Raw genomic sequence first — 23120 nt, forward strand, 5'->3', positions numbered from 1 at the left:
AGGGGTGAGTAGTTACGTTTAAGTATTACAAATCAGCAACGGTACATACACATAAGAAGCGTTTACCCTGGCGTAAGTTTGCTTTAGCTGCGGGCGCTATGCTGTTCGCCGTTGGGGCATTTGCATCAGTGGTGGTTCCCAAGATCAGTGCTGCCATGTCCGATACAGAAATAGCTGAACCAGCAGATAATACTGTTAGTGACGTAGCTCGTATAGATAGCTCTGACTATGCCGGATCCAAAAATCAGTTAGCTCCTTTAGCTGGTGTCATGTTCTATCGTGGTCATCACTATGTAGATAGCGAACTCCACTTATTCTTGGAAGACGCAGAGTCGGGTGAATATTTTGACTTACCTGATTTTACCGGTTACCGGAAAGAAGGCGTTGATGTGGTTTTTTATATTGCGAACGAATCCAGTGAGTATGCTTACCGGGTGCGCAATCGTGATCTACTTAAACTACTACCATGAGCGAGGCCGGGACGGCCGCTTGCGGACGTGCCGGGCGCGCTCTGGGTCATCACCTCTTTTGCGATTTCGCATGCGAAATTCATATCAACAGGCCTTATTTTGTGGCAGCAGGGGTAAAATCAGATTAAGGCAGTATCTCTATGATTATTGATGATCGAGTATTATCCGAAGATTTCCCTCATCTAAACCATATGATTCAGAGCAGCAGACCCGATATTCTCAAGGTCTTTCCTCTATCTCAATTCAAGCGCCGATTTAACGGTTTGATGAAAAAGCTAGCGTCTGACACAGATCCTCTCGAAAAGATAATTGTTGTACGCTCTGGACGCTCTGGACGCCCTGTAGCAGTCGCGATACCTGCAAGCTCATATGACGAGGACGCTGGTGTCAAGGGGTTGGTGCGGCCCGCAGCAGCGCCATAGGCGTGTTTTAAGCGAGGACACGGCCCCTTGACACTCACCAACAAAGCAGCCTAGTTAAAGGGTTCCAGTTCGCTGGAACCCCTGCCCAGCGGCGAGCGTCATTGGACTAAAGTATTTCCGAGACTGAACGGGACGTGTTCGCTAGAAACAGGGATAATCGCAATGTCTTTTATTATCGGATAGGTATATGTTGAATCTTTTGATGGATATGGCTGAGCTGTGGCGACAACCCAAACGAAGCCTTCCATTTTCTTTCGTTCAAATTCGTAGTGCTTGCCCTTGATGTTAATGGCTCTTAGGGCTTTTTTTACTAATTTTTCATTAACAAAAAATTTAACTGTTTTCTCTGGGCTATAGTACTCGGCATCAAAGTTTGGGTCATTCCACAGTCGAATTGTACATTTTCCTGAATCTTCTATCGTTACGCTATTAAGCAATCCAAGTAACAGAACTCGTGTTTTAGGGCTGAACCCGTTTTCAGACAATGAAAGATCATTCAGCTGTTTTTTTTGCATCTCATCGGAAAGCCCACCCGGCATAATAAGCACTTGATGCACAGGCGTTTTATTGTATTTTAGACTTTCGCTTAGGGAGATGATTTCCTTTCTAATCTTTCGATAATGGAGCCTGTCATCACCTTCATGTTGATCTAGGAAATTCAGCTCACTCCAAATAAATTCGAAAAAACCTTTTAGCGAAGTTCGCTTATGCTGTCTTGAGGAATTTTTTACTCCGCCGGGATCACCACTTGCAACCTCGCCTGTTTCCGCAATGGTCAAGCTGGAGGCAACGCGGATTTTTTTGGATGAATCAATTTCTAACGAAACTGCGGACTCAAAATCGGTGCCTCCATAGCTTTCAACCGTTTCCCCGTGACTGCCGCACCAGGTAGCGTGCTGCAAACCTGTTCCAGGATTTCTTTTGAGGTGATAAAAACCATTTGCATGCAAATAAACCTGCATTTTGGGCTTTTCTTCGGAACAAAGACAAACAGGTCTATGCTCATCCTTGGGCTTATGATGTTTTTTGAATATTTCTTGTGCTAGCGATTTGTTATCTTCTAACTCGCTTCTAAGATATTTGCCACTTAAAGGGAAATAAATATAGTGACCTGCTGACATAGAGTACCTTTAAGTCGCTTGTTAATTTAGATGTGCTTAAAACTTGACTGAAGTACAGGGAAGCTGCAGAATCTCGTTCCCCAACGTGAATGCAGCTTCCTGTACTCGCGATGCGATAGGTAGATTATTTCCTTATCTACCTATCGCTTTATCTTCCCGCTCCCATTCTTTGTTGGATCAACCAATATGTAAGATTGCCCAGCCTGCGGAGTTGGTGGCAGAGGCTCCCCTCTGACAACAGTTCTCTCCTCTCCGGTGTTACCACCACGCGGACCCACAATGCCATATTGCCCAGATGCTGGAGCCGTTTGCCCCGGTTTGTATGTATCGGCCATGCCAAATACCTCATATGAAAGTTAACTTTATGCAATAAGTTCGTTACTGCGATACCAAACATACCCGCGACTAAGAACCCGGTCAAGCCTTTTTTTCTCTACAGCGTCAAAAAAAGTTTTGCTATAATGAACTATTGAAAATGGTCTGCTGGATACCTATATATGTTTTCTGAACGGTTAAAGAATCTGCGAAATGAAAAGGGGCTTACACTTGAGGCTTTGGCAAAGAGAGTCGATTCAACTAAGAGCTACATCTGGGAGCTTGAGAATAATAATGACAAGAAACCATCGGCTGATTTGGTCAACAGGCTGGCAAGAGAGCTAGGGAGCACCGTTGAGTATATGATGGGAGCTGAACAGAACGATAGTGACATGGTATTTTTCAGAGAGTATAAAACGTTAAGTGACCCAACAAAGAAGCAACTCCAGGGAATGTTGGAAGTATTAAGGCAGGGAGCTAAATCGGATGACACAGATACCTGAATGTAAAAAGTCGGCCATTCAGTTAAGTAAGGTCTGGATAGCCACGCATCCAGATTCACCATTCCCTGTCAAATGCGAAGAAATAGCAAAAGAATGTGGTATTCAGGTTGCAAGCCAGGTCTTTGAGGATGACTTTCAGGCCTGTTTAGTTATTGAGGATGAGCTAAAAGCTATAATTTATAACTCATCTATCAAAGAACAAGGGCGTGTAAATTTCACTTTGGCCCACGAGTTAGGCCACTATTTCTTGCACAAAGATAATCTGAATCTCAGATGTAGCATTGAAGACTTAAATAATTTCGGTGATTTGGCTCCGCATGGGAATGATATTGAGCGAGAGGCTAATGTTTTTGCTGCAAATCTTTTAATGCCTGGAACTGATATAAGACAAAGAATTCATCAAAAGCCTTTGTCAAAGCTATTACTTGAAGAATTACATGATCTTTATGAAACGAGTATGACTGCAACGGCTTGTAGAGCGGTGGAAAAACACAACCAGGCAGCGGCAGTCATAATGCTTGATAGCTCATGCAAGGTGATTTGGAGCTATAAGAATTCATATTTCAATAGCTTTTATCTGAGGAAAGGGAAGGAAATAAGCCTTGGTTCAGGTGTACTTGCGTCGGCCTCAGATTGGGGGATGAGGGAGTTTGATCAGGACATGCATCAGAGCATTATTGAAATGCCAAATTACAGTTCTATTCTCGTGGTGCTGTCTAAAAATTAATCCCCTGTTAACCAGCCTCGCGGCGATTGAGCGTTCACCGGGGGTATGGGGGCGGTAGCGCCCCATGATTACCGAATAGTGGCTACATTTCGACTACATAGTAGTGCTTTAAAGTGCTCAATAGTGGTTGTAAATGTCTTAAGGCATTGAAATAAAACACTATTTTTCACTATCTTGCAGGTTGTAACGGGCTCGAATCCCTCCCTCACCGCCATCTTCCAAGAGCCCGGCTTGTGCCGGGATTTTTGTTTTTGAGGCTTTCCCTCTTTGGTGCGCTCTTGGTTGTTGGCACTCTGACATAGAGTCAGCTTGCTCCCCTAGATATCTATAGGGTCATATTGAGGCTAACCCTAGTCTTTACTCGATGCACTTTCCCAGATTTCTTCGAAGCCATGAATAAACATGTAACCCGAAATTTTGTTGAAAAGTTTATACATCCAGAATTCTATGTCGGATATACCTTCAATTACTTTATTTTCGCCACTGTCTTTTATCGCTAACTCTGTCATTTGCCAAAATGATTTTGTTAGTGAAGATGCCATCTCAATTGAGTCAATTTGTATTTTTGACATAACAAAATCTACGAGAAGTTGATCATCCATTTTTCTGGCATAGTGTAAGGCGAGAATTCTAGCCTCAGATTCAGACTCTTTAAATTTAAGCACTTTTTAAGCCTTTAGCTTCCGGTTTATCTTGGGCGTCAATTTTGTATTTTGATTGGTGGATTAAAAAGATAAGTTTTCCGTCTGGAGATGGGCGGGTGATGGCTTTCTCCCAGCGGTGTTAATATTGGCATTCATTACTTACTTCTCTTGAACCCTGTTGATCTGTCACCCTGTGCGATCTTTGCAATGTGCGTTTTCACTTGGGGAACATACAGGACGTTTAAGGTCGTTCAAAAGCCCTGATTTATCTAGTTAACTCTCCCTTGGTGTTCAGTATGGGCATCAAAGTGGCTCAGATGTCTGACGGGTAGTCTAGGCGCGTAAGTTTATGCCGAAGTCTCACGATTATACTGCCAGTAAGGCCTGGGCTAAATATCAATCACTTTATATTGGAGTCCTCATGAGTTTTGATCCCCTAACGGCACTTTTACAGGCCGGCAAGATGGCTATTGAACGTATCTGGCCCGACCCGGCAAAGCGTGCTGAGGAGGTTCGAAAGTTAGAAGAGCTCAAGCAGAAGGGTAGTTTGGCAGAGCTGAATGTTCAGGTGCAGTTGCTGCTCGGGCAGCTGGAAATTAATAAGGTCGAAGCTCAACACAAAAGCTTATTTGTTGCAGGTTGGCGCCCTTGGATTGGTTGGGTGGGAGGTTTGGCGCTGGCCTATCAGTTTGTTCTGTATCCATTGCTCTGCTGGTGCTGGGCAATCTACAGTGCTAAGGGCCTAATACCCTTGGAAATGACCCCGCCCCCGGTGCTGGAAACCGGTGCGTTATTTTCAATGATAACGGCTATGCTTGGGATAGGTGCAATGCGTTCGTACGATAAAGCTCGTGGTACGCAAACACACAAAGTTTAACGAGTTGTATCAGCAGCTGTGTTTTCTCTTAAGCGCAATTAATGGTTTTATTTTTTTCAGTGCTCGTTTGTAGTCCGCCTGAGAATCCACGGCCTGCGTTTTCCATAGCGGTGCCTTGTTAATATAAGCCTTAATAAGGTTAGGGTGTTGAAGCCTGTCCACTCGGGTAGTGGGTTGCAAAAAATATTAAATCTCAAGGCGGGTAGTACTTCGTTGAATAGTATTTCCTCTGATTCATTTAGCGTGTATTTTGATTTGGCGCAACACCTGGCGATATGCTCATACAAGCAGTCGTGGTCTGTATCCATATAGAGGTGCTGCATGCTATCCCATAACGGCATTCGATCTTTAACATCTTCTTTAGGCGGTTTCATTTTTAAAATCCTGTCAGCAAGGGTCAATGCTGCTTCCATTCTAGGCTGCCGCCAATATTATTTCTGGTGTTTTTGAAAATTGGGAGCTGACTAGAATCTAGAGTTTTTAATAAAGCGGTCGGTTTGCTATTTGGTTTTGGGGATGTCGTGGCGATAAATGTATAGAAATACATAACCGAATTTTATTTCATTATTGAGGTCGGGACTAAAGTACTCTTTTAGAGGGAGTAGGTTTTACTCTGCCTGAGAATGCTGGGTCTATCGGCAGGTGGAAGTGGAAAGTTGAAAAACAGTTTGCAGTAAGGCAGTAATTTAAGTGTGTTTTTTGTAAGGTCAGGGAGTGTCGTACACTCGTGCCAGCTAGATTGTATGTCAAAATAGTTTGACTTATTGACGGGGCAGGTAGCGATAAGCAAAATGCCCCTCCAGCAGTAATTAGTCGCAGTTTAGATTTATGCGAGTCAAATCTTCGTTATTAATCGCTTTGTTAACGCTCAGCGGATGCTATGAACCCGCGCCTCAGTCTTACGATCGCAATGAGTGGTTGCCGCGTTGGTCTGATGTTGACGGCGATTGCCAGAATACTCGCCAGGAGCTATTGATCCGACTTTCGTTGGCACCAGTTACCTTTGGCAATGAGAAAGGGTGCACCGTAGTATCCGGTTTGTGGATGGACCCTTACACCGGGCAGTTTTTTGAGCAGGCGTCAGATTTGGAGGTGGAGCATATAGTGCCGCTATTTTGGGCGCATCAATATGGTGGAGCTGAATGGAGCCGCGAGCGGCGCAAGGCTTTTGCGGAAGATCCGGCAAACCTGTGGCTGGTGGACGATAGTCACAATCGAAGTAAGGGGGATAAGGGGCCCGACCAGTGGCTGCCGCCCTATGAGCCCGCCCAGACTATTTATATTCGCCAATTTAAGGCTGTTGCCCGCAAGTACGGGCTCGACCGTTAAGCTAGATAGCGGTACCCCCTGCAGGGGTAAATGACTGCTCGCTGCTGGGGGCCCCTGCCAATAATTTCTGATCTGATCAGTGATAGACCTAAATCCAATTGAGAGAAGTGCTTTGCTGCAGGCAGGTTGTCCCCTCCATTGGTCCTGCCTTCTGTGGCTAGAGTGGTATGCAGGTTGACGAGGTCATCAAGTGTGTTTCACTGCCCCTAAAATGAAAAATACGTCTATTCTGTTAAAGGATCAGGCATTGGGTGATTTTGCGTCTTGGCTTGCGTTTCCGCTGTCGTAAGGCCGGTCAACCGGGCCCTTCCTTTGTCTCGCTATCTATCGCGGCCACTTCGGTGACTTGTTGTCCAATCCGTGGATAGCGAACGGATTGCATATTAGCTGCAATTGATTCACAGGGTGATTCCCCTGGATATATTGGAGATCGAATTGTGAAAAGTAAGCAGTACATCCTTCCTTTGGTTATTGTCAGCCTGGCTGCTTCTGCGGCCTTTGCCGACAAGCATCCCAAGAAGGCGGCAAAAGACTGGACCTGTGCAGATTTTCTGGCGATTGATGATGAATTTAAGCCTAAGGCGGTCTATTGGGCTGCGGCTTACTCCGGGAAAGGTAAAGAAGAGGGGGATGTGCTGGATATCGATGGCACAGAAAAAGTAACGCCGATGGTGATTACCGCTTGTACAAGAGCCCCTAAAGAATCCTTCTGGGGTAAATTCAAAGAAGAGTGGCACAAGGTGAAGATGCATCACGAGGAAAAGAAAGCTGAGAAGCAGATGATGAAGATGCAGGGCGGCAATTAGACGAACAATGGCGGTGGTGCTAATCGCGCAAGTGGGCCCTGTTAGTCGGGGTATTCACCAATAGTTGCCGTGATATTTCCCCGGGCCCGGCTTGTGTCGGGCTTGCCGATTTGGGGATAGCGATAAAGGGGCTACTCCGTGATACTTCGGGCTTCAGGTGGTTTTACTGTCAGGGCGCGGTTATATCCGAGTGTATGGGGCTGAAGAGATTCTATTCGCACAGGTTCGTGCCTGGTAGCTACTGATTTAGGTATTGCAGAAGCATGTTGGGCCTCTTTTCAAGATGGAATAATTTTGAACAGTGACTGTGAGGCGTTGAGTAAAAAACACCCAGGAAAGATGCTGTCGTCAACAAGATAGTAAAGGGGGGGGAAGCGACTGCTCGCTGTACTGGGCTTTTTCGGGATGGATTAACCTTGCTGCTGCTTGTGTGTCGGCTAAGGTGTTTGTGCGCTGGTTCACACGGGTAAGTATGGCGCCCCCGGGTGGACTCGAACCACCAGTCCGGACTTAGGAGGTCCGTGGTTTATCCTGTTAACCGACGGGGGCCGCTACTGAAGAGGGCGCCATTCTAGCCTGTGAAAGCCCTCGTGTCATGTCATCCTTTGCCCGTTAGTGTATCGAATCTCAAACGGTGGTCTGTATTGTGTCACTCAGGGTAACATTAGAGCCACTCGGTTACCCCTATTCCCGTCATTCACAATTCTTAAAATTTTCGAAAAAACTTCATCAATCTGCCTTTTTTGTTCGTTACTTTGACTTGGAAAACGTAATTTTTGCGGATGGCTTTGCACAGTGATTTGTCGGGTAATTTTCCCGTGTTAAGTGTGTTTCCACTTGATGAATTATTGCTTGACCACAATTGATCGGGCTGGCTAATCTGCAATCGCACCCTCGGTGCAATAAGGAAATTTTTGCATTCTCTAGTCAAGATTATGGAGTTTCGTATGAGCGGCCACGTTAACGAAAGACACCTAGATTTTGATAGTGTGGGTATTCCACAAATTGCCACTGAAGTGCTGAAGGAGGCCACCTCCCAGCCACCACGCGACGCCCGTCGAATGGTAGAAGATAAACTGGAGGAGAAGCGTTTAAGACGTGAATTAATGGATTATGACTTCGACTAATAAAGTATGCTGAGGTATTAAGGGCTTCAGTAATCTATGCAGGGTGCGGAGAGGCAATAAAAGTAATTGCAAAAGCTGATTGTTTGAACTGTACCCTGCGTAGTTAATTAAAAACTTGCCTTTCCTGTCCGTCACGCCCTTGTATTTTCCGGTAAAGATTTTGTTGTAGTTAGAAAACGCCGGCCCGCTATCTTCCCTTCTTATCTCATTTATTAATTAGCTCTCCCAAGCTGCTGTGTTGCAGCTCTCATCAGTGGCGGTGAGTACTCGCGGCGAGTTGCGCCTAGCATCTGTAGCCGTCAAAGCCCACAGGGATATTACGGAATTACTCCCAGGCTCCCGGGTTTATTGCTTCTTGAAAGTGGGAGCTGGAACTTATCAGGGGTATATTGAGAAGTGAATCTTTCAGGGCCTTGGGCCCGCTTGGTAAGCGGGCTTTGTGTTATTGGTTAGAAATGGCCGCAGTTTACAGGTTTTATGCGATTGCTGAGTTATCCTTAAACCCGCCCAGCAAGCGTTTAAGCTTTGAAGCGAACTTGCCGCGCTTGGCCTTCCTGTTTTTGTCGGCGTCACTGACCAGCCAGGCCACTTGGATAACCAGTCTCTTGCCCTCGAAGGGCAAGTGTCCGTGGAAGGAGTTGTCCGCTCGCTTAAATGCGGCCAGGGTGCCATAGGTGGGTCTAACTTCCGGAGCTGCGGTATCCTCAAAATTGTCGCCACTGTTTAAGAAGCGCAGACACCCGGTGCCATCCAGAGACCACTCTGGGTTGAGGTAGAGTAGGGCGGTGGCAATTTTTGATTGGCCGTCGGTATGGATGCGGCCGTGACGTTTCTTGAGTGTGCGGCTAATAGAAACATAGGTTGGGTATTGAGAGAGATTCTCAATACCTAAGTTGTTGCCGATAGCATCGGCAAACGCCGGCGCTCTAAATTGTTCAATAAGTTCATTGATTGTGGTGCCACAGCTACTTCTATCGTAGGGAAGGTAGCCGGCTCCTTTGAGCTGGGGGAAATCTTTAATAAAGGATGCCATAAGCTCCTCTGCCAATAAGTTCTCGGCGATGAAGAAGGGAAATGGCCGCTGGTAAATCTGGCTTTCCCGGCCGGTTATCGTATTGGCATCGAGCCAGGGGGCGATAGGGGTGGCGAGGTTGGTCATAGACACGCATCCTTACGAACGAAAGTATTGGCCCTTTCGGGTTCCAGTCTTATGTCGACTGCTGAGAACACCCACTTCCTTGGGGTACAGCGAGAAATAGGTACGGAGTTTCACGACGCTGGGAAAGTATCAAAACGGTCATTCCCTGCCAACGTAAATAGCGTTTTCCGATGTGAATAAGTGGGCATTCTTGCGAAAGATCAAGAGTGACTGAATTGTTATCGGCTGAGGCAATGCAATTAGCGCTGGTCCCGGTATAATGCCGGCCAGATTTTGTCAGAGCGGTTTTATCCTGAAATGTCTGTGACTCCCAAGTCCCAAGTTGTGCTGCAAGTGAGTGATCTCGCCTGCGAAAGGGATGGTCGGCGCTTGTTTGAGGGCCTGCGGTTCTCTTTAAAGGCCGGTACTGCGATTCAGATCAAAGGAAGCAATGGTGCGGGTAAGACCACCCTGCTGCGCACTTTGATTGGCAGCAGCAGTGATTTCACTGGAGAGATCCTCTGGTGTGGCTCCCCCTATCCGCAGTCGCTGCCGGCCCTGCGGGAGTCCCTGTTGTATATAGGCCACCGGGGCGGGGTGCGCAGTGGTCTGACGCCGCTGGAAAACCTCAGCTGGTATGGGGCTCACCAGGAGGACGCGCTCACTGCGTTGGATAAAGTCGACCTGACAGGCTTTGAAGACAGCCTGTGTCACTCGCTTTCCGCTGGGCAGAATCGACGGGTCGCCCTGGCCCGATTGTTCCTGCCCAACTCCCCCCGTTTGTGGATACTCGATGAGCCCCTCACCGCCCTCGACGTAGTGGGAGTTGCCGCTCTGGAAACGCAGATGGCCGCTCACCTTCACAGTGGGGGGGCGATCCTGCTGACTTCCCACCAGCCCCTGTCGCTGACCGGACTCAGTGCGGTCAATTTGTCTGACTACTCGGTTGCTGAATCTTTTGATGATTTTGGGGGAGCGGATGTTGCCTGCTGATGTCAAAGCGCCGGCGGGCGAAGTGCGTGGCGGCCCCGGTTTTATGGCGCTGTTTCGGATTGAAATGCTCCTGGCATTGCGAAAGCGAGCAGATATTGCCAATCCGTTATTATTTTTTGTGACGGTTTTAGCACTTTTGCCTTTAGGGGTGGGACCTGAGCCCGAACTTCTGGCAAAGATGGCCCCGGGCATGATCTGGGTAATGGCCCTGCTGGCCACCATGCTCTCTCAGGAGAGTCTATTTCGGGGTGATTTTGAAGATGGCACCCTGGAGCAGCTCACCCTGTTACCGCAACCGCTCTATTTTGCGGTGCTTGCCAAATCCCTGGTGCACTGGATTGCCACAGGCCTGCCGCTGGCACTGCTGTCGCCATTGCTCGCCCTGATGCTGAACTTGCCCGTGGATGGTTACGTTTGTTTGCTGGTTTCCCTGCTGTTGGGAACCGCGAGCTTGAGCTTGATTGGGGCTATTGGAGCGGCGCTCACCGTCGCCTTGCGCCGCCCCGGTTTGCTCCTGGCACTAATTGTTATGCCGCTGTATGTGCCCGTGCTAATCTTCGGCACTGGCGCGGTACAGGCGGCAATTGACGGCTATACCTACAGCGCTCAACTGGCGATTTTGGCCGCACTTCTCGCAGCGGCTGCGGCACTGGCGCCACTCGCTGCTGCGGGTGCAATACGTATTAGCCTGGATAATTGATTCGGAGGTCTTTCTTGGCTTGGCAATGGTTTCACCGCCTGGGTTCGCCCCGCTGGTTCTATCAAAAATCTGAAGCCTGGTTGCCCTGGCTGGCGCTGGCTAGTGTTTTATTGCTCGCTGTTGGCAGTGTCTGGGGCCTGGGTTTTGCCCCGGAGGATGCCAAACAGGGCAATAGCTACCGGATTATCTTTATCCATGTACCCGCCGCTTTCCTGGCCCTGGCCGGTTATTACATTATGGCGATCAGCGGCGCTATCGGCCTGATCTGGAAGATGAAACTCTCCTTTGCCGTGATGCGCGCTGCGGCGCCGATCGGCGCGGTGTTGACGTTTATCTCATTGTTTACCGGCGCTGTGTGGGGCAAGCCTACCTGGGGAGCCTACTGGGTGTGGGATGCTCGCATTACTTCAATGCTGATCCTCCTGTTTCTCTATATCGGGGTTATGGCCCTTTCCCGCGCGGTGAGCCGAGAGCAGGTTGCCGATAAAGCCTCCGCACTATTGGCTTTAGTGGGCACAGTTAATATCCCCATTATTTATAAGTCTGTGGACTGGTGGTTTACCCTGCACCAGCCCGCGACAATTCGCCTGACCGAGTCCAGCAGTATTGATCCGAGTATGTTTTACCCACTGCTGACCATGATTATCGGTTTTTACTGTCTGTACGCCTGGACCCTGCTGACCCACACCCGCACTCTGCTGTTGAAGCGTGAGATGCGCACCAAGTGGGTACAGGAAGAGCTAGCGGGAGGTCGATAGAGTGGAATTTCAATTTGCCAACTTGGCCGAGTTCCTGGCGATGAATGGCCATGGCGCTTACGTGTGGGTGTCTTATGCGGTGACTTTCCTGTGTCTCGCGGCAATGGCCTTCTATCCGTTTATTGCCCGCCGGGGGCTACAGGCAGAGCTGGCGCGCCAGCAAAAACTGGCCCAGCGCCGCCGTCAGGTAGTCAGTGAGCGCACACAAGCCAAAGAAAAAGAAACAGCAGAGGAGCCGGCTTAATTTTAATTTGCCGGATTCTAGTGGGTAGGGTGCTGGAGAACCTATCCGCGAACAGAATTAAATAGTTATGGAGTAGGACTAAGACAATGCACCCTGTACGCAAGCAACGCCTAATACTCGTACTTGTTTTGGTGGTTTTGTCCAGTGCAGCTGTGGGCTTTGTAGCCTATGCGATGCGCGGCAATATCGATTATTTCTATGCCCCCAAGGCTTTTGCAGCGGGTGAAGTCCCTATGGAGAAGCGAATTCGTGCGGGTGGATGTGTCGTCCCGGGCAGTGTGCAGCGCGCTGTAGATAGCCTTGATGTACAGTTTGTGATTACCGATGGCGAGGCCCAACTCTCCGTTGTTTTCGACAAAATCTTACCGGACCTTTTTGCCGAGGGAGAAGCGGCAGTTATTACCGGTCAGCTGATGCCCAACGGTGTTCTGCGTGCGGACCAGGTACTGGCCAAACACGATGAAACTTATACCCCGCCGGAGGTTGCCGATACCATGGTCTCCCACGAAGGTTGCACCGATGGAGCGAAAATATGATCCCTGAGCTGGGCCATTTTGCATTAATTATTGGCTTGCTGCTTTCTATTGCTCTCGCGACAGTGCCGATGGCCGGCAGCTACTCATCGCGTCCGGTGTGGATGGAGGCGGGACGCCCGCTGGCCCTGGGTATTTTTGCTTTTGTATTGATCGCGTTTGCCTGCCTGACGACTTCCTTTGTGCAGAGTGATTTTACGGTTAATTACGTTGCGCAGAACTCCAACAGTATTCTGCCGGTTTATTACAAAGTCACTGCTGTTTGGGGCGGGCACGAGGGCTCGATCCTGTTGTGGCTTTTGATTCAGGCGGGCTGGGCTGCGGCCGTAGCGCTGTTTGGTAAACAGTTGCCCGAAGAGCTGTCTGCGCGGGTTTTATCCGTGCTCGGTTTTGTCTTGATCGGCTTCTTCCTGTTTATCCTATTCACCTCCAACCCGTTTGATCGCACCCTGCCATTTCCGCCGATGGAGGGTTCAGACCTGAACCCGCTGTTGCAGGACCCGGGTATGATTTTCCATCCGCCCCTGCTGTATATGGGGTATGTGGGCTTCTCGGTGGCCTTCGCCTTTGCCATTGCCGCGCTGCTCGGCGGCCAGCTGGATGCGGTGTGGGCTCGCTGGGCCAGACCCTGGACTGCGGTGGCCTGGGGCTTCCTAACCCTGGGTATTGCCCTGGGCAGCTGGTGGGCCTATTACGAATTGGGCTGGGGCGGCTGGTGGTTCTGGGACCCGGTTGAGAACGCGTCCCTGATGCCCTGGCTGGTGGGCACGGCCTTGATGCACTCCCTGGCGGTGACTGAGAAGCGTGGCCTGTTTAAGAGTTGGACTATCCTGCTGGCGATTTTCGCCTTCAGCCTTAGCCTGCTCGGAACCTTCCTGGTGCGCTCCGGGGTTATTACCTCGGTGCATGCCTTTGCCACAGACCCGCTGCGCGGAAGCTTTATCCTGGGCTTCCTGGCTGTGGTTATTGGCAGCTCTCTGTTGTTGTTCGCTCTGCGCGCACCGACTGTCAGCGCGCGCAGTGTTTTCTCTTTCCGCTCACTGGAGACCTTCCTGCTCGGCAATAATATTCTGTTGATGTTGATTATGGGGATGGTTCTGACCGGCACTCTGTATCCGCTGCTGGCCGACGCCATGAACTGGGGTAAGGTCAGTGTGGGCCCGCCCTTCTTCAATCTGTTCTTTGTGCCGCTGACGGTTGTTCTGTGTCTGTTGCTGGGAATGGGGGTGCGCGCCAACTGGAAAGACAGCCGCTGGGATAAGCTGCTGAGCGCATGGCGTTTGCCATTTGTCGCTTCGCTGGTAGTTGCCTTGCTGTGGACCCTGGCCCTGGGAGATTTCCACTGGGGAGCGGCACTGGGTATCTTTATTGGTCTCTGGGTCTTTGCCTCCAGTCTCGCTGATATCGTGGCCAAGACCCGCAATTCCAGCTCATTCTTTGCCGGTCTCAAGCGCCAGAGAGCCAGTTACTACGGTATGCATATCGCGCATATCGGCCTTGCGGTTTCGGTACTGGGGGTGGTGCTGACCACCGTCTACAGCGTCGAGGAAGATGTGCGTATGGGGGCAGGGGACAGCTTCCAAGTTTCCGGTTACGAGTTCAAATTTGATGGTGTGCGTATGGCCCAGGGGCCCAATTACCGGGCCTTTGAAGGTGTCTTGCATGTCAGCAAGGATGGCGAGCCGGTTGCGGAGCTGCACCCGCAGAAGCGCAATTATCTGTCTGGTGGCAACACCATGACAGAGGCGGCGATCGATACTGGCCTCTTCCGCGATATCTATGTGGCCCTCGGTGAGCCGCTGGACAGGTCCAATCCCAGTGGCGATTGGGCCGTGCGCCTCCAGTACAAAGCCTTTGTGGTTTGGATTTGGCTGGGCTCACTGCTGATGGCGATCGGTGGAGCTATTGCGGTGGCGGATAAGCGCTACCGCAAAGCGAAAGTCGCTAAGGCGCTAGACGTTTCAGGCAATGTTGCTACGGCATAATAGTTGGAAAGGATAATGTCGAGACTCAAACTCTTTTTGCCCCTGGTGATTTTTGCCGTACTGGCCCTGTTATTTTGGCGGGGCCTCTTCCTGAACCCACAGGAAATGCCATCGGCACTGCTGAATAAGCCCGTGCCGGAATTTTCCTTGCAAAAAGTGGCGGATAACAGCCAGGTTGTAGAGAAGAAAGACCTTCCCAGTGGCCCACATTTGTTGAATGTGTGGGCGACTTGGTGTGTGGCCTGCCGGGTTGAACACCCCTACCTGAACGCTCTGGCTGAGCAGGGTGTGCCGATTGTTGGCGTTAACCTCAAAGATGAGGACGAGGCGGCGATCAAGTGGTTGGAGAAATTCCACAACCCCTACCTGTATAGCCTGGCTGATCGGGATGGCCGTTTGGCCCTGGACCTGGGGGTTTTCGGTGCACCGGAAACCTTCCTGGTGGACGCCGAGGGAACAATTCGCTGCAAGCACGTGGGTGTTGTCGACAACAAAGTCTGGCAGACCAAGCTCCAGCCCCTGTATGAGAAATTAAAAAACCAGCGCTGGGACGATATTGTCGGTGAGTTATCAGATTCCCTCATCTCCCGTTGTCAGTGAGACGGAAGAAAAGAAGAGCCGTTTTATCTGCTGGCTGGGGCCAGTAGAAGATAAAGCGGCTTTTCAGCAACAGCTGGATACTGTCCGCGCTCAATACCCCGATGCCAGCCACCACTGTACCGCACTGGTAATCGGCAACCCCTCCAATCCCGACGCTATGCAAGCAGATGACGACGGTGAGCCGGGGGGCAGTGCCGGGCGGCCGATGTTGGAGTTACTGCTGAAGCAGGGGGTTGGCAACGTGGGAGCTATTGTGACCCGCTATTTTGGTGGCACCAAGCTCGGGGTTGGCGGCTTGATGCGGGCTTATCGCGGTGCGGTGGGTGCCGCTTTGCAAGATATCCCCTTGCAGCCCTTTATCCCTTTAGTCCATATGTCGATTTGCTGTGATTTTGCCCAGGAGGCGCGCCTGCGTTTTTTAGTGGGGCGACACCAGGGGCAGTGTGGCCAGGCGGAGTACGCCAGCAGGGTTACCGTACCTATTTCACTTCCCCAGGATCAGTGGTCGTCATTGCAGGCGCAGTTATTGGCGGAGAGTTTTCAGATTCTCGACGATTGAGAATGGCTGCTTTCAAATAATTCCGCAGTTGGCCAGCTGGGTTATTTCCGCATCGGAGTAACCCAGTTCAGTCAGAATTGCCTTGGTATCTTCCCCCAGGGTGGGTGCCCGCCTGAATTTGACCCTCTCTCCATCACAGCGAATTGGCGGTGCCAGGACTTTAATATCCCCGCCGTGATCACAGGGGATGGACTGAATACGGTCAGTTGCAGAAACAAAAGGGTTTGTCAGCGCCTGCGCCACATCGTATACCGGGGCCGCCGGCACTTGACCGGAAAAAATACTTAACCACTCTGCGGTAGTTTTTCTGGATAGTATGTCATCGAGTGTTCGAGTCAATTCCTGCAAATTTTCCCTGCGCGCCTTAAAGTTGGCAAACTGCGCTGCTTCGGTTAACTCTGGGTGTTCGATACATTGACAGAGAGCCGCCCAGAATTTTTCCTTATTGCACATCACGTAAATCCAATCGTCCTGGGTTTTATACAATTGGCAGGGGTTTAGGGAGAAGTGCGCAGATCGCGGCACCCGCTTTTGGTTGTGCCCCGCATTCAATTGCCACATGGCGACGTAGCTTAAATTGTACAAAGCGTTGTCAAACAGGCTGACATCGATATCTCGCCCCCTACCGGTTTCCCTGGCATTCAGTATTCCAGAAACAACCGCCAGCGCGAGGGCCACACCGGTGGATAAATCCACTAGGGATAGGCCGCAGCGGGTTGGCGGGCCATCGGGTTCGCCAGTCAGTTTGAAATAGCCCACTTCCGCCTGCACAGGATAATCGTAGCCCGGCCACTTGGCCCTGTCGCCATCGCGACCGTAAGCGGTCAGGTGGGCACAAACAAGTTTCGGATTTATTTTTCCCAGCTGCTTGTAGGTAATCCCCAGCTTGTCCGGCACGTCTCCGCGTAAATTATCGGTGAGAGCATCCGCGCTGAGGATCAGTTTGTGTAAAATTTCCTGACCCTCGGGCGAAGAGAGATTGAGGGACAGGCTGCGCTTATTGTGATTAAAAGCCTGGAAAAAAAGACTGCTATTATCCCCGGATTCACCCTCCACAAAATAGGGGCCCACAGTGCGGGCTACGTCCCCTCCACGGGAGATATCTTCAACTTTAATGATTTCAGCTCCCAAATTGGCCAGATAGAGTGTGCCAAAAGGACCTGCACCGTACTGCTCTACCGCCACAATCCGCAATCCAGACAGAGGTAACATGCTGGGATATCCCACTAAAAAGGGTTTGCTCTATCCCCTAGCATAGAACAAAGGCCTTTGCCCTATAGGGTTGCGGAGCCTGCGAATTATCCGGTATTCCCGGATGGCTCCATGTAAACCTATTTTTGGTGGGGATGGCCAGTCGATTACAGGGGTTATGGCTGCGCGATATTTTCCAGACCAGAGTTGCTAGTCTTGGTGAAAGGCCGCTCCCTAGAGTTGGAAACAAATGATTTCAGGTGGTCATTACTTGATTTAGTGTGAGAGTTTAACTATATGGGCAGTATCACCAATCAAACTCAGCTGTTCCGAAGTGTTCTATTTGTTCCCGCCACCCGGCCTGACCGCTATAAAAAGGCCATCCAGAGTGGAGCTGATATCGCCTGCGTAGACTTGGAAAATGCTGTCGCGCTGGGGGATAAAGATATGGCCAGGGAGCAGGTGATCAGATTCTTTACTATGGAGAGTGATTCAAAAATTCAGCGAGCGCTGAGAATTAATGAACTCGAAAGTGATCACGGCATTAAAGATATGCTAATGCTATTAGCCCTGGACCGCTTGCCGGACATTATTATTATACCCAAGGTACAGTCGGCAGAAGAGGTTGTTGGATTCTGCCAGGTAATGGCCCCCTCCCATAAAACTATTCGAATTATGGCTTTGCTTGAGTCGCCGAAAGGTCTGGAAAATGCCTTGAGTATTGCCCAGGCGGACGGAGTCGTTTGTCTGGCCTTTGGCACTGCCGACTACAGCGCAGCGGTGGGCTCGGACATGGGCTGGGACGCGCTCCACTACGGTAGAGGTAGGCTGGTACAAGCCGCAGCTTTTGCCGGCATACATGCAGTGGACGGCCCCTGGCTGGATATTGAGGATAACGAGGGCTTGTTGAATGAAACCCGACGAGTTTCCGCGCTGGGTTTCTCTGGAAAAGTGGCTATCCACCCCAGACAAGTTGTCGCGATTCACCGGGGATTGGCCCCGTCAAGTGAAGCCCTATCCCACGCGCGGCGCGTTGTACAAGCTTACGAGCAAAACTGCGGTGGAGTATTGGTTGTCGATGGCCAAATGGTGGATATGCCGGTGGTGGAGCGGGCCCTGAAAATTGTCGCGGCCGCCAAAGGAGTCTGATTACAGCAGGCCATTTCAAGCCTATCCAGGCGTTTACCTTCTGTCTTTACCGGCTTAGAGGTTCTTATGCCCCATTATCACTTCCCGGCTTATATCCGCACTGGAAAAAACCGCTACCGGGAGCGTTATGGTCTCGATTTTGAAGACTTCAAAGTAGGGCAGGTATTCCGACACCGGCCGGGAGTGACTATCAGCCAACAGGACAATAAAGAGGAGTGTATTAATACCTTAAACCAAGCAATGCTACACTTTGACGAATGCTATACCGCCCAGACCGAATTTGCTCGGCCGCTGGTGGATACCACATTAATTGTGCAAAAGTTAATGGGGTTGACTTGGAAGACCTACAATCGCCGCAAGAAAATTATTGGCTGGGGTAGCATAACCATGGTTGCTCCAGTCTACGGCGGGAATACCCTGTATGCAGAAACTGAGGTTTTAGAGGTGCAGGCAGTCCGGCAACACTCCGACGCCGGTTTGGTAAATATAGCTGTTTACGGCAAAAATCAGGATAGAAAAACCATCTGTGAAATGCGTTGCGATATATTGGTTTATAAACGCAATCATCTGCCTTTCTCTGCTAACGGCTATTGATAAAGTTCAGCTTCACAATTTAGGTGGTCTTAATGAAAGAATCGTTTAGCTTCTTACGGGAAGTCGAAGATAACGTCTATATAGAAACTTTCGGTATAGATTTTGAAGATTTTGAGGTGGGCCAGATTTTTGAGCATCGCCCGGGTCGCACATTTACCCAGGCCAGTTGCACCAACTATGCATTGCACTCCTTTGATCTAACTCCATTTATCCCCGATCAGATCTATGCGCATCGAGTATACGGTAATAGAGCGCGTGTTTTAGAAACCTTCGTCCTTAGCGCTATGGCGCAGACCACAAAAACCTTTGGTAAGGTTTTGGCCAATTTAGAGATGATTGATTGTGAGTTACAGCCGGTTTATGTGGGGGATACCTTGTATTTTGAATCTGAAATACTCTCAAAGCGGGAGTCAAAGTCGCGCTCGGACCGAGGTCTGCTCAGTATCTATTCCCGCGCCCAAAATCAGCACGGAGAGCAGGTCTGCTCTTACAAACGGACCCTGTTAGTGTATCGCAAGGGCTTTGGTCCCTATGGGGCTGCGGGGTATTGATAGGCGGCAGGATAAAATTACTATAAAATAATTGATTAATTGCCGGTCAAGGCGGGTTGATAATATGCAAGCAAGTTAGCCTGTACAGCGCGCTTCACTTGCTAAGTGTTCCGGTTAGGCCTGTTGGAAACGTTAACTGATATCTATGATCGAATTATTAATATCTATAAAAATTTTCATGATCCTCCATATATCAACGATCGCGGCGTTCTTGGTACTTTTTGGTGTCAAGATTAAAGAGCTTTCATATGGTGTAGAACCGACCCTGTTGAGTATAGGTAAGCTCAAAATTCAACCAATACCCATTAGTGGATATGTCAGAGCTTTAGATTCTAGAGAAGATACATTAAACGAGGAAGAGAAGAGATATACATTGGACGGCCAGCCGCTTGGGATTCAGGTGTTCTTACCTTTATCAGGTTGTATTGTGGTATTTTTTATATCATATTTAGTCTTGGGGAGGGATAGTCTGAATTTATTCGTTTCGGCTTTTCAAGAGATTATTTTAGGTGGGCTTAACCCCCTATCAACTGGACAAGATCTTATCCAAAGATCGCGGGATTTTATTCAACAAAGCTCGATAATTTCTATCATAGCAACTGTGCAGATTAAGTTGGTCGCCTTTAATTTGTTGCCGCTAACTGTGCTAAATGGTGGCCAGGCAATCGTTAACTTAATTAAGATGGGAAAGCCTGAGGCAAGCTGGGAAATAAAAGCTGCTAATATTTCATTTATTCTTGCAATGTATTTGTATGTAAGCTGGTCATTTGCAATGATCTACTATGTCTGGTAGGGCGAAAAAGCAAATCAGTGCTTTCACTTCTTTCTGGGGGTTGTCCCCAGTACCCAATCTCGCCTACGTGCGGTGGTATAAGCAGCCGTGGACGCAGAAAAAAATCTAAATATTTTGATTCTATTTTGTATGCTGCTTGCCATATCTATAAGCGTAAGTGCGATCGTTATTTGTTGTGAGGTCGATGACGAGGCATTGATTTTTGAGGCTAAGTTTTCTGTGCGGGTTGAGTGGAATATGACAAAACCTGCCCATAATCTATAGCGATCAAACAAAAGCTCGGCCCTTTATCGGTTGTTGTCGAAAAGATATATTGTAGACTCCCTTTTTAGTGTCACAAAAAGGGAGAAGGTAAATCGCCGCAGTGTGTACCCCCTATACTCGGTGGTGTGGAAAGGGGGCGGGAAGTATATTTCTGTCCCAGTTATGGTTGTGATCAGTTTTAGAATATTTGTAGATGTCAAATACAAAAGCCTCTATTTGTACGTGTTAGCAGAACGCCACTCTTCAACTTGGTGTCATGGTTCCATTTGCAGGGCTTCACTTTAAGCTGATAGCTCTAAAAATCTTTGTGTTATTGCGTAAAACCGATAGTAGTGTTAATTAACGTGGAAAATATGGTGTTTTTCCCGTAAATTTATCGGGTAGTGGTTAGCTAACGGCGATCGCTAGAGGATAGCTGGCTAGTGCCGTTTACAATAGCTTGAATTAGGCGGAGCAGCTCCGTCTGGTTCTTGCTATCAACATTAGGTTTGATATGGGGTAATAAGTTGAACTCAATACAAATAGCAAGAATTACTATTGGATTTAGCTGGATTTATCATGGGATATTTCCGAAATTGATTCATGTGGCACCTCTTGAATTAGCTATGACTTCAACTGTAGGGTTTTCAGTTGAAGCATCCTATTTAATAACGAAGGCAGCTGGAATCTTAGAGGTCATCTTTGGGTTGTTGTTCCTGGTGTTTTATCGAATGAAAAGCATTGTCTATTTAAATATAGCTGGGCTTACAATGCTGTTGCTATTTGTGATGCTTCAAATGCCGAGTTTGCTTATTGAGGCATTTAATCCGGTCACTACCAATTTACCATTAATTGCATTGAGTTTTACCCTATTAAATAGGGCGGATGAGTGCGGTACACATAATAAAGGAGGCTGAAAAACCCTAAGTTGAGCTCAAGAATATAGCACGACTTATCTCAGCTGTTTAACGGTATATTATATGGTTTTATTTGGTATGACCATTTATAGTGAGGGTATACTTTATAGCGATCTTTATACGGAGAGGTCTGGCGCCTTGCTTTAGTACATTTGTACCATGCTGAGAGAGTGGCTGATGGTAAAGCAACTTGTCGTGACTGCGGTGTAGAAATCAGAGGAGGATTTTGCCAAACCAGCACTCTGCGGACTAGGAGCTGCCATCATTGGCAAAAAGGTAAGAGGTGAACTGCCGGAACACGTAATCCGTATATTCGGCGGTATGGGTATATGGGTCTGTGAGATGCTCTCTTACCAGCCGACAGAGGAAGAGTGAAAAAAATTAGCAGAACTCTACGGTGAAATTACTTTCGCATCCACGTTATTTTCTGGAGTGAGACTTAACCCCTTGACTCTTGAGTTGGTGGTGAGGTATACAGGTAGCTAGTGAGGCGGGCCGAAAAGTTATCAAAGCGTTTCAGTTTGCTTGTATTACGGGTGTTATATGTACTCACATAAAGGAAGAGTCAATGCCAGGAAGCTATCCCGATAAAATAAAAAATCTACCTTCTTATGATGGCCGTTTCGATGCGTACAAGTTGGAAGCCAAAGATAGTGATGTTCTATTTGCTTCTTATCCAGCGGGAACAATTATCCCTCCGCATGTGCATGATACAGAGAATCATGGAGTTATCACGAAGGGGGAGCTTATCCTTACAATGGATGGGATGACTAAAAGAATTGGTGTGGGCCAATGGTATTATGTTCCTGCGAATGTTGAGCACTCTGCACAGTTTGAGGTTGAAACCGATGAAATTGAATTTTGGTTTAAACGTTAATGCTTTGAATTTGCATAGCAAATTCAGTTCTTGGCATTATGGTTCTTGGGCTAAATAGTCAGAATAACCTGTGTTATATCCAGGTGTGGTTTTGTGTGATGAAAGACTAGTTGCTCAAAATTATGGGTTTGTACAAATATAATGTTTTTGGTAGAGAGGTTCTCATTGAAGAAAGAGATAATGGGTGGGCAACTTTCTATCAGGGCCCTGAAGGTAAGCGTCGGAATGCCGGAATATTTGTGCCCCCTGACATAACTAAAAATGAGTTAACCCAGTATCTATCAGATCTTTGCCATGAGTGGGCAACTGAAAGGTATCCAAATGTGATACGTATTATAGAGGGTGAATAACAGGGAGTTTTAGCTGATAAGGCTTAATACTCCTAGGGAGTTTACTATAGCTTTTGCTGCGGTTTCACACAAAAACAAGATTATTCTTGGTGTCTATCGAATTGGGGAAGAGTCCGAGATAGTAATCCAGCTGAAAATTAGCTCTTTGGATATAATTTGCTATTCATTATCAAGTATCAATTTTCGAGCGGCCATCTAAACCTTCCCTCCTTTCTCTCTAGTACACCCAGCTCCGAAATCCTAGCAGCCCCACAAAGACTTGTGAGCGCTAGCTTGTGGATTTGTGGCCATCTTGGCCGTTATTTATAGAAGTATGAGAGGTCATAAGAAAAATAACTGGTATATCAAGGAGTTGTAGGTTGATATAAGAATGGGGCAGCAGGCAGGATAATCGTTTTGCAGTTTTTATAGTCGAGCCAGGTGGTCTTAAATCAATTTTTTTAAAATAGCATTTTGACCTTGTCAGAAAAATTGATTATGAGGTGGTAATCAGGATAATGGGGTCTGCATTTAACTCTGAAGTGCATCAGTTAATTGTCTGGGAAAGAACAGTCAGCTGAAAGTAGTATATGCCGCTTCTTCTTCGTCAAGAGATTAAGTGATA

28 protein-coding genes and 1 tRNA gene are annotated in these 23120 nt (G+C 48.4%); 22 read left to right on the forward strand and 7 right to left on the reverse strand.

All coding sequences use genetic code 11. The features are described from left to right. The first annotated feature begins 98 nt into the window (after positions 1-98). A complete protein-coding gene (locus ACJJIF_RS01335; RefSeq protein ID WP_444930458.1) occupies positions 99-470 on the forward strand; it encodes a hypothetical protein in 372 nt (123 codons plus the stop codon). Positions 471-990: 520 nt separating this feature from the next. Here the strand turns inward: ACJJIF_RS01335 and ACJJIF_RS01340 are convergent. After that, the gene (locus tag ACJJIF_RS01340) at positions 991-2013 is read right to left on the reverse strand and encodes a DUF1173 family protein (RefSeq protein WP_444930459.1); all 1023 of its coding nucleotides are present in this window, start codon (positions 2011-2013) and stop codon (positions 991-993) included. Positions 2014-2153: 140 nt separating this feature from the next. After that, the gene (locus ACJJIF_RS01345; RefSeq protein ID WP_444930460.1) at positions 2154-2348 is read right to left on the reverse strand and encodes a YjzC family protein; all 195 of its coding nucleotides are present in this window, start codon (positions 2346-2348) and stop codon (positions 2154-2156) included. Positions 2349-2510: 162 nt separating this feature from the next. On the opposite strand from ACJJIF_RS01345, the gene ACJJIF_RS01350 reads away from it, so the two are divergent. Together ACJJIF_RS01350 and ACJJIF_RS01355 are read left to right on the forward strand one after the other, a co-directional pair. After that, a complete protein-coding gene (locus ACJJIF_RS01350; protein WP_444930461.1) occupies positions 2511-2831 on the forward strand; it encodes a helix-turn-helix domain-containing protein in 321 nt (106 codons plus the stop codon). Then, the gene (locus tag ACJJIF_RS01355) at positions 2815-3558 is read left to right on the forward strand and encodes an ImmA/IrrE family metallo-endopeptidase (protein ID WP_444930462.1); all 744 of its coding nucleotides are present in this window, start codon (positions 2815-2817) and stop codon (positions 3556-3558) included. The genes ACJJIF_RS01350 and ACJJIF_RS01355 overlap by 17 nt, the downstream gene beginning before the upstream one ends. A gap of 350 nt (positions 3559-3908) precedes the next feature. Here the strand turns inward: ACJJIF_RS01355 and ACJJIF_RS01360 are convergent, their stop codons facing one another. Then, positions 3909-4223: a hypothetical protein gene (locus ACJJIF_RS01360; RefSeq protein ID WP_444930463.1), complete on the reverse strand. Its 315-nt coding sequence runs from the start codon at positions 4221-4223 to the stop codon at positions 3909-3911. Between the two features lie 400 nt (positions 4224-4623). Here ACJJIF_RS01360 and ACJJIF_RS01365 point away from each other — a divergent pair, with 400 nt between their 5' ends. Then, positions 4624-5079, forward strand: a complete 456-nt coding sequence (locus ACJJIF_RS01365; protein ID WP_444930464.1) for a 3TM-type holin — start codon at positions 4624-4626, stop codon at positions 5077-5079. A gap of 56 nt (positions 5080-5135) precedes the next feature. Here the strand turns inward: ACJJIF_RS01365 and ACJJIF_RS01370 are convergent, their stop codons facing one another. Further along, positions 5136-5492: a DUF7079 family protein gene (locus ACJJIF_RS01370; protein ID WP_444930465.1), complete on the reverse strand. Its 357-nt coding sequence runs from the start codon at positions 5490-5492 to the stop codon at positions 5136-5138. 415 nt (positions 5493-5907) lie between these two features. Between ACJJIF_RS01370 and ACJJIF_RS01375 the strand changes: the two genes are divergently transcribed. Both ACJJIF_RS01375 and hdeA read left to right on the forward strand, forming a co-directional pair. Further along, complete coding sequence (locus tag ACJJIF_RS01375; protein WP_444930466.1) at positions 5908-6408, forward strand: GmrSD restriction endonuclease domain-containing protein; 501 nt, start codon at positions 5908-5910, stop codon at positions 6406-6408. Positions 6409-6845: 437 nt separating this feature from the next. Then, entirely contained in the window at positions 6846-7214 is a 369-nt protein-coding gene (hdeA, locus tag ACJJIF_RS01380; protein WP_444930467.1) for an acid-activated periplasmic chaperone HdeA, read from the forward strand. Positions 7215-7687: 473 nt separating this feature from the next. Here hdeA and ACJJIF_RS01385 read toward each other — a convergent pair. After that, a tRNA-Arg gene (locus tag ACJJIF_RS01385) sits at positions 7688-7763 on the reverse strand. Between the two features lie 398 nt (positions 7764-8161). Here ACJJIF_RS01385 and ACJJIF_RS01390 point away from each other — a divergent pair. After that, entirely contained in the window at positions 8162-8341 is a 180-nt protein-coding gene (locus tag ACJJIF_RS01390; RefSeq protein WP_444930468.1) for a PA3496 family putative envelope integrity protein, read from the forward strand. Between the two features lie 475 nt (positions 8342-8816). Here the strand turns inward: ACJJIF_RS01390 and ACJJIF_RS01395 are convergent, their stop codons facing one another. After that, positions 8817-9500 carry a 2OG-Fe(II) oxygenase gene (locus ACJJIF_RS01395; RefSeq protein ID WP_444930469.1) on the reverse strand — a complete coding sequence of 228 codons (684 nt, stop codon included), beginning with the start codon at positions 9498-9500 and terminating at the stop codon, positions 8817-8819. Positions 9501-9797: 297 nt separating this feature from the next. Between ACJJIF_RS01395 and ccmA the strand changes: the two genes are divergently transcribed. The 8 genes from ccmA to ACJJIF_RS01435 all read left to right on the forward strand — a co-directional run bounded on the left by ccmA (position 9798) and on the right by ACJJIF_RS01435 (position 15851). Continuing rightward, a complete protein-coding gene (ccmA, locus tag ACJJIF_RS01400) occupies positions 9798-10472 on the forward strand; it encodes a cytochrome c biogenesis heme-transporting ATPase CcmA (RefSeq protein ID WP_444930470.1) in 675 nt (224 codons plus the stop codon). Then, positions 10459-11172, forward strand: a complete 714-nt coding sequence (ccmB, locus tag ACJJIF_RS01405; protein ID WP_444930471.1) for a heme exporter protein CcmB — start codon at positions 10459-10461, stop codon at positions 11170-11172. The genes ccmA and ccmB overlap by 14 nt, the downstream gene beginning before the upstream one ends. A gap of 14 nt (positions 11173-11186) precedes the next feature. After that, positions 11187-11930, forward strand: coding sequence for a heme ABC transporter permease (locus ACJJIF_RS01410; RefSeq protein WP_444930472.1), 744 nt, complete (start codon positions 11187-11189; stop codon positions 11928-11930). A 1-nt stretch (position 11931) separates the two neighbouring features. Further along, positions 11932-12174: a heme exporter protein CcmD gene (ccmD, locus tag ACJJIF_RS01415; RefSeq protein ID WP_444930473.1), complete on the forward strand. Its 243-nt coding sequence runs from the start codon at positions 11932-11934 to the stop codon at positions 12172-12174. Between the two features lie 86 nt (positions 12175-12260). After that, on the forward strand, positions 12261-12710 hold the full coding sequence (locus tag ACJJIF_RS01420) for a cytochrome c maturation protein CcmE (RefSeq protein ID WP_444930474.1): 450 nt from the start codon (positions 12261-12263) through the stop codon (positions 12708-12710). Further along, the gene (locus tag ACJJIF_RS01425; protein ID WP_444930475.1) at positions 12707-14692 is read left to right on the forward strand and encodes a heme lyase CcmF/NrfE family subunit; all 1986 of its coding nucleotides are present in this window, start codon (positions 12707-12709) and stop codon (positions 14690-14692) included. The genes ACJJIF_RS01420 and ACJJIF_RS01425 overlap by 4 nt, the downstream gene beginning before the upstream one ends. Before the next feature lie 15 nt (positions 14693-14707). Beyond that, positions 14708-15292: a DsbE family thiol:disulfide interchange protein gene (locus ACJJIF_RS01430; protein ID WP_444930476.1), complete on the forward strand. Its 585-nt coding sequence runs from the start codon at positions 14708-14710 to the stop codon at positions 15290-15292. Further along, complete coding sequence (locus ACJJIF_RS01435) at positions 15255-15851, forward strand: IMPACT family protein (RefSeq protein WP_444930477.1); 597 nt, start codon at positions 15255-15257, stop codon at positions 15849-15851. Before ACJJIF_RS01430 ends, ACJJIF_RS01435 begins: the two co-directional genes overlap by 38 nt. A 12-nt stretch (positions 15852-15863) precedes the next feature. Here ACJJIF_RS01435 and ACJJIF_RS01440 read toward each other — a convergent pair whose 3' ends face one another. Beyond that, positions 15864-17063 (reverse strand): CaiB/BaiF CoA transferase family protein, encoded by a 1200-nt coding sequence (locus ACJJIF_RS01440; protein ID WP_444930478.1) that lies wholly within the window; start codon positions 17061-17063, stop codon positions 15864-15866. A 276-nt stretch (positions 17064-17339) separates the two neighbouring features. Between ACJJIF_RS01440 and ACJJIF_RS01445 the strand changes: the two genes are divergently transcribed. The 7 genes from ACJJIF_RS01445 to ACJJIF_RS01475 all read left to right on the forward strand — a co-directional run bounded on the left by ACJJIF_RS01445 (position 17340) and on the right by ACJJIF_RS01475 (position 22516). Beyond that, the gene (locus ACJJIF_RS01445) at positions 17340-18191 is read left to right on the forward strand and encodes an HpcH/HpaI aldolase/citrate lyase family protein (RefSeq protein ID WP_444930479.1); all 852 of its coding nucleotides are present in this window, start codon (positions 17340-17342) and stop codon (positions 18189-18191) included. A gap of 66 nt (positions 18192-18257) precedes the next feature. After that, positions 18258-18785: a MaoC family dehydratase gene (locus ACJJIF_RS01450; RefSeq protein WP_444930480.1), complete on the forward strand. Its 528-nt coding sequence runs from the start codon at positions 18258-18260 to the stop codon at positions 18783-18785. A gap of 32 nt (positions 18786-18817) precedes the next feature. After that, entirely contained in the window at positions 18818-19336 is a 519-nt protein-coding gene (locus ACJJIF_RS01455) for a MaoC family dehydratase (protein WP_444930481.1), read from the forward strand. A 145-nt stretch (positions 19337-19481) separates the two neighbouring features. Continuing rightward, entirely contained in the window at positions 19482-20129 is a 648-nt protein-coding gene (locus ACJJIF_RS01460) for a site-2 protease family protein (protein ID WP_444930482.1), read from the forward strand. A gap of 770 nt (positions 20130-20899) precedes the next feature. Continuing rightward, positions 20900-21289: a DoxX-like family protein gene (locus tag ACJJIF_RS01465; RefSeq protein ID WP_444930483.1), complete on the forward strand. Its 390-nt coding sequence runs from the start codon at positions 20900-20902 to the stop codon at positions 21287-21289. 568 nt (positions 21290-21857) lie between these two features. Next, entirely contained in the window at positions 21858-22166 is a 309-nt protein-coding gene (locus tag ACJJIF_RS01470; protein WP_444930484.1) for a cupin domain-containing protein, read from the forward strand. 122 nt (positions 22167-22288) lie between these two features. Beyond that, positions 22289-22516 carry a DUF7661 family protein gene (locus tag ACJJIF_RS01475; RefSeq protein WP_444932300.1) on the forward strand — a complete coding sequence of 76 codons (228 nt, stop codon included), beginning with the start codon at positions 22289-22291 and terminating at the stop codon, positions 22514-22516. Positions 22517-23120: the final 604 nt, after the last annotated feature.

It is taken from the genome of Microbulbifer regidiadema (SeqCode) (assembly GCF_052467605.1).

Bases quoted from the DNA above. Each gene is read 5' to 3' on its own strand.
- ACJJIF_RS01470 (WP_444930484.1), top strand. From the start codon at position 21,858: ATGCCAGGAAGCTATCCCGATAAAATAAAAAATCTACCTTCTTATGAT.
- ACJJIF_RS01430 (WP_444930476.1), top strand. From the start codon at position 14,708: ATGTCGAGACTCAAACTCTTTTTGCCCCTGGTGATTTTTGCCGTACTG.
- ACJJIF_RS01420 (WP_444930474.1), top strand. From the start codon at position 12,261: ATGCACCCTGTACGCAAGCAACGCCTAATACTCGTACTTGTTTTGGTG.
- ccmA (WP_444930470.1), top strand. From the start codon at position 9,798: ATGTCTGTGACTCCCAAGTCCCAAGTTGTGCTGCAAGTGAGTGATCTC.
- ACJJIF_RS01365 (WP_444930464.1), top strand. From the start codon at position 4,624: ATGAGTTTTGATCCCCTAACGGCACTTTTACAGGCCGGCAAGATGGCT.
- ACJJIF_RS01345 (WP_444930460.1), bottom strand. From the start codon at position 2,348: ATGGCCGATACATACAAACCGGGGCAAACGGCTCCAGCATCTGGGCAA.
- ACJJIF_RS01460 (WP_444930482.1), top strand. From the start codon at position 19,482: ATGATCGAATTATTAATATCTATAAAAATTTTCATGATCCTCCATATA.
- ACJJIF_RS01335 (WP_444930458.1), top strand. From the start codon at position 99: ATGCTGTTCGCCGTTGGGGCATTTGCATCAGTGGTGGTTCCCAAGATC.
- ACJJIF_RS01440 (WP_444930478.1), bottom strand. From the start codon at position 17,063: ATGTTACCTCTGTCTGGATTGCGGATTGTGGCGGTAGAGCAGTACGGT.
- ACJJIF_RS01445 (WP_444930479.1), top strand. From the start codon at position 17,340: ATGGGCAGTATCACCAATCAAACTCAGCTGTTCCGAAGTGTTCTATTT.
- ACJJIF_RS01450 (WP_444930480.1), top strand. From the start codon at position 18,258: ATGCCCCATTATCACTTCCCGGCTTATATCCGCACTGGAAAAAACCGC.
- ccmB (WP_444930471.1), top strand. From the start codon at position 10,459: ATGTTGCCTGCTGATGTCAAAGCGCCGGCGGGCGAAGTGCGTGGCGGC.
- ACJJIF_RS01455 (WP_444930481.1), top strand. From the start codon at position 18,818: ATGAAAGAATCGTTTAGCTTCTTACGGGAAGTCGAAGATAACGTCTAT.
- ACJJIF_RS01425 (WP_444930475.1), top strand. From the start codon at position 12,707: ATGATCCCTGAGCTGGGCCATTTTGCATTAATTATTGGCTTGCTGCTT.
- ACJJIF_RS01475 (WP_444932300.1), top strand. From the start codon at position 22,289: ATGGGTTTGTACAAATATAATGTTTTTGGTAGAGAGGTTCTCATTGAA.
- ACJJIF_RS01395 (WP_444930469.1), bottom strand. From the start codon at position 9,500: ATGACCAACCTCGCCACCCCTATCGCCCCCTGGCTCGATGCCAATACG.
- ACJJIF_RS01340 (WP_444930459.1), bottom strand. From the start codon at position 2,013: ATGTCAGCAGGTCACTATATTTATTTCCCTTTAAGTGGCAAATATCTT.
- ACJJIF_RS01375 (WP_444930466.1), top strand. From the start codon at position 5,908: ATGCGAGTCAAATCTTCGTTATTAATCGCTTTGTTAACGCTCAGCGGA.
- ACJJIF_RS01370 (WP_444930465.1), bottom strand. From the start codon at position 5,492: ATGGAAGCAGCATTGACCCTTGCTGACAGGATTTTAAAAATGAAACCG.
- ACJJIF_RS01390 (WP_444930468.1), top strand. From the start codon at position 8,162: ATGAGCGGCCACGTTAACGAAAGACACCTAGATTTTGATAGTGTGGGT.
- ACJJIF_RS01355 (WP_444930462.1), top strand. From the start codon at position 2,815: ATGACACAGATACCTGAATGTAAAAAGTCGGCCATTCAGTTAAGTAAG.
- ACJJIF_RS01350 (WP_444930461.1), top strand. From the start codon at position 2,511: ATGTTTTCTGAACGGTTAAAGAATCTGCGAAATGAAAAGGGGCTTACA.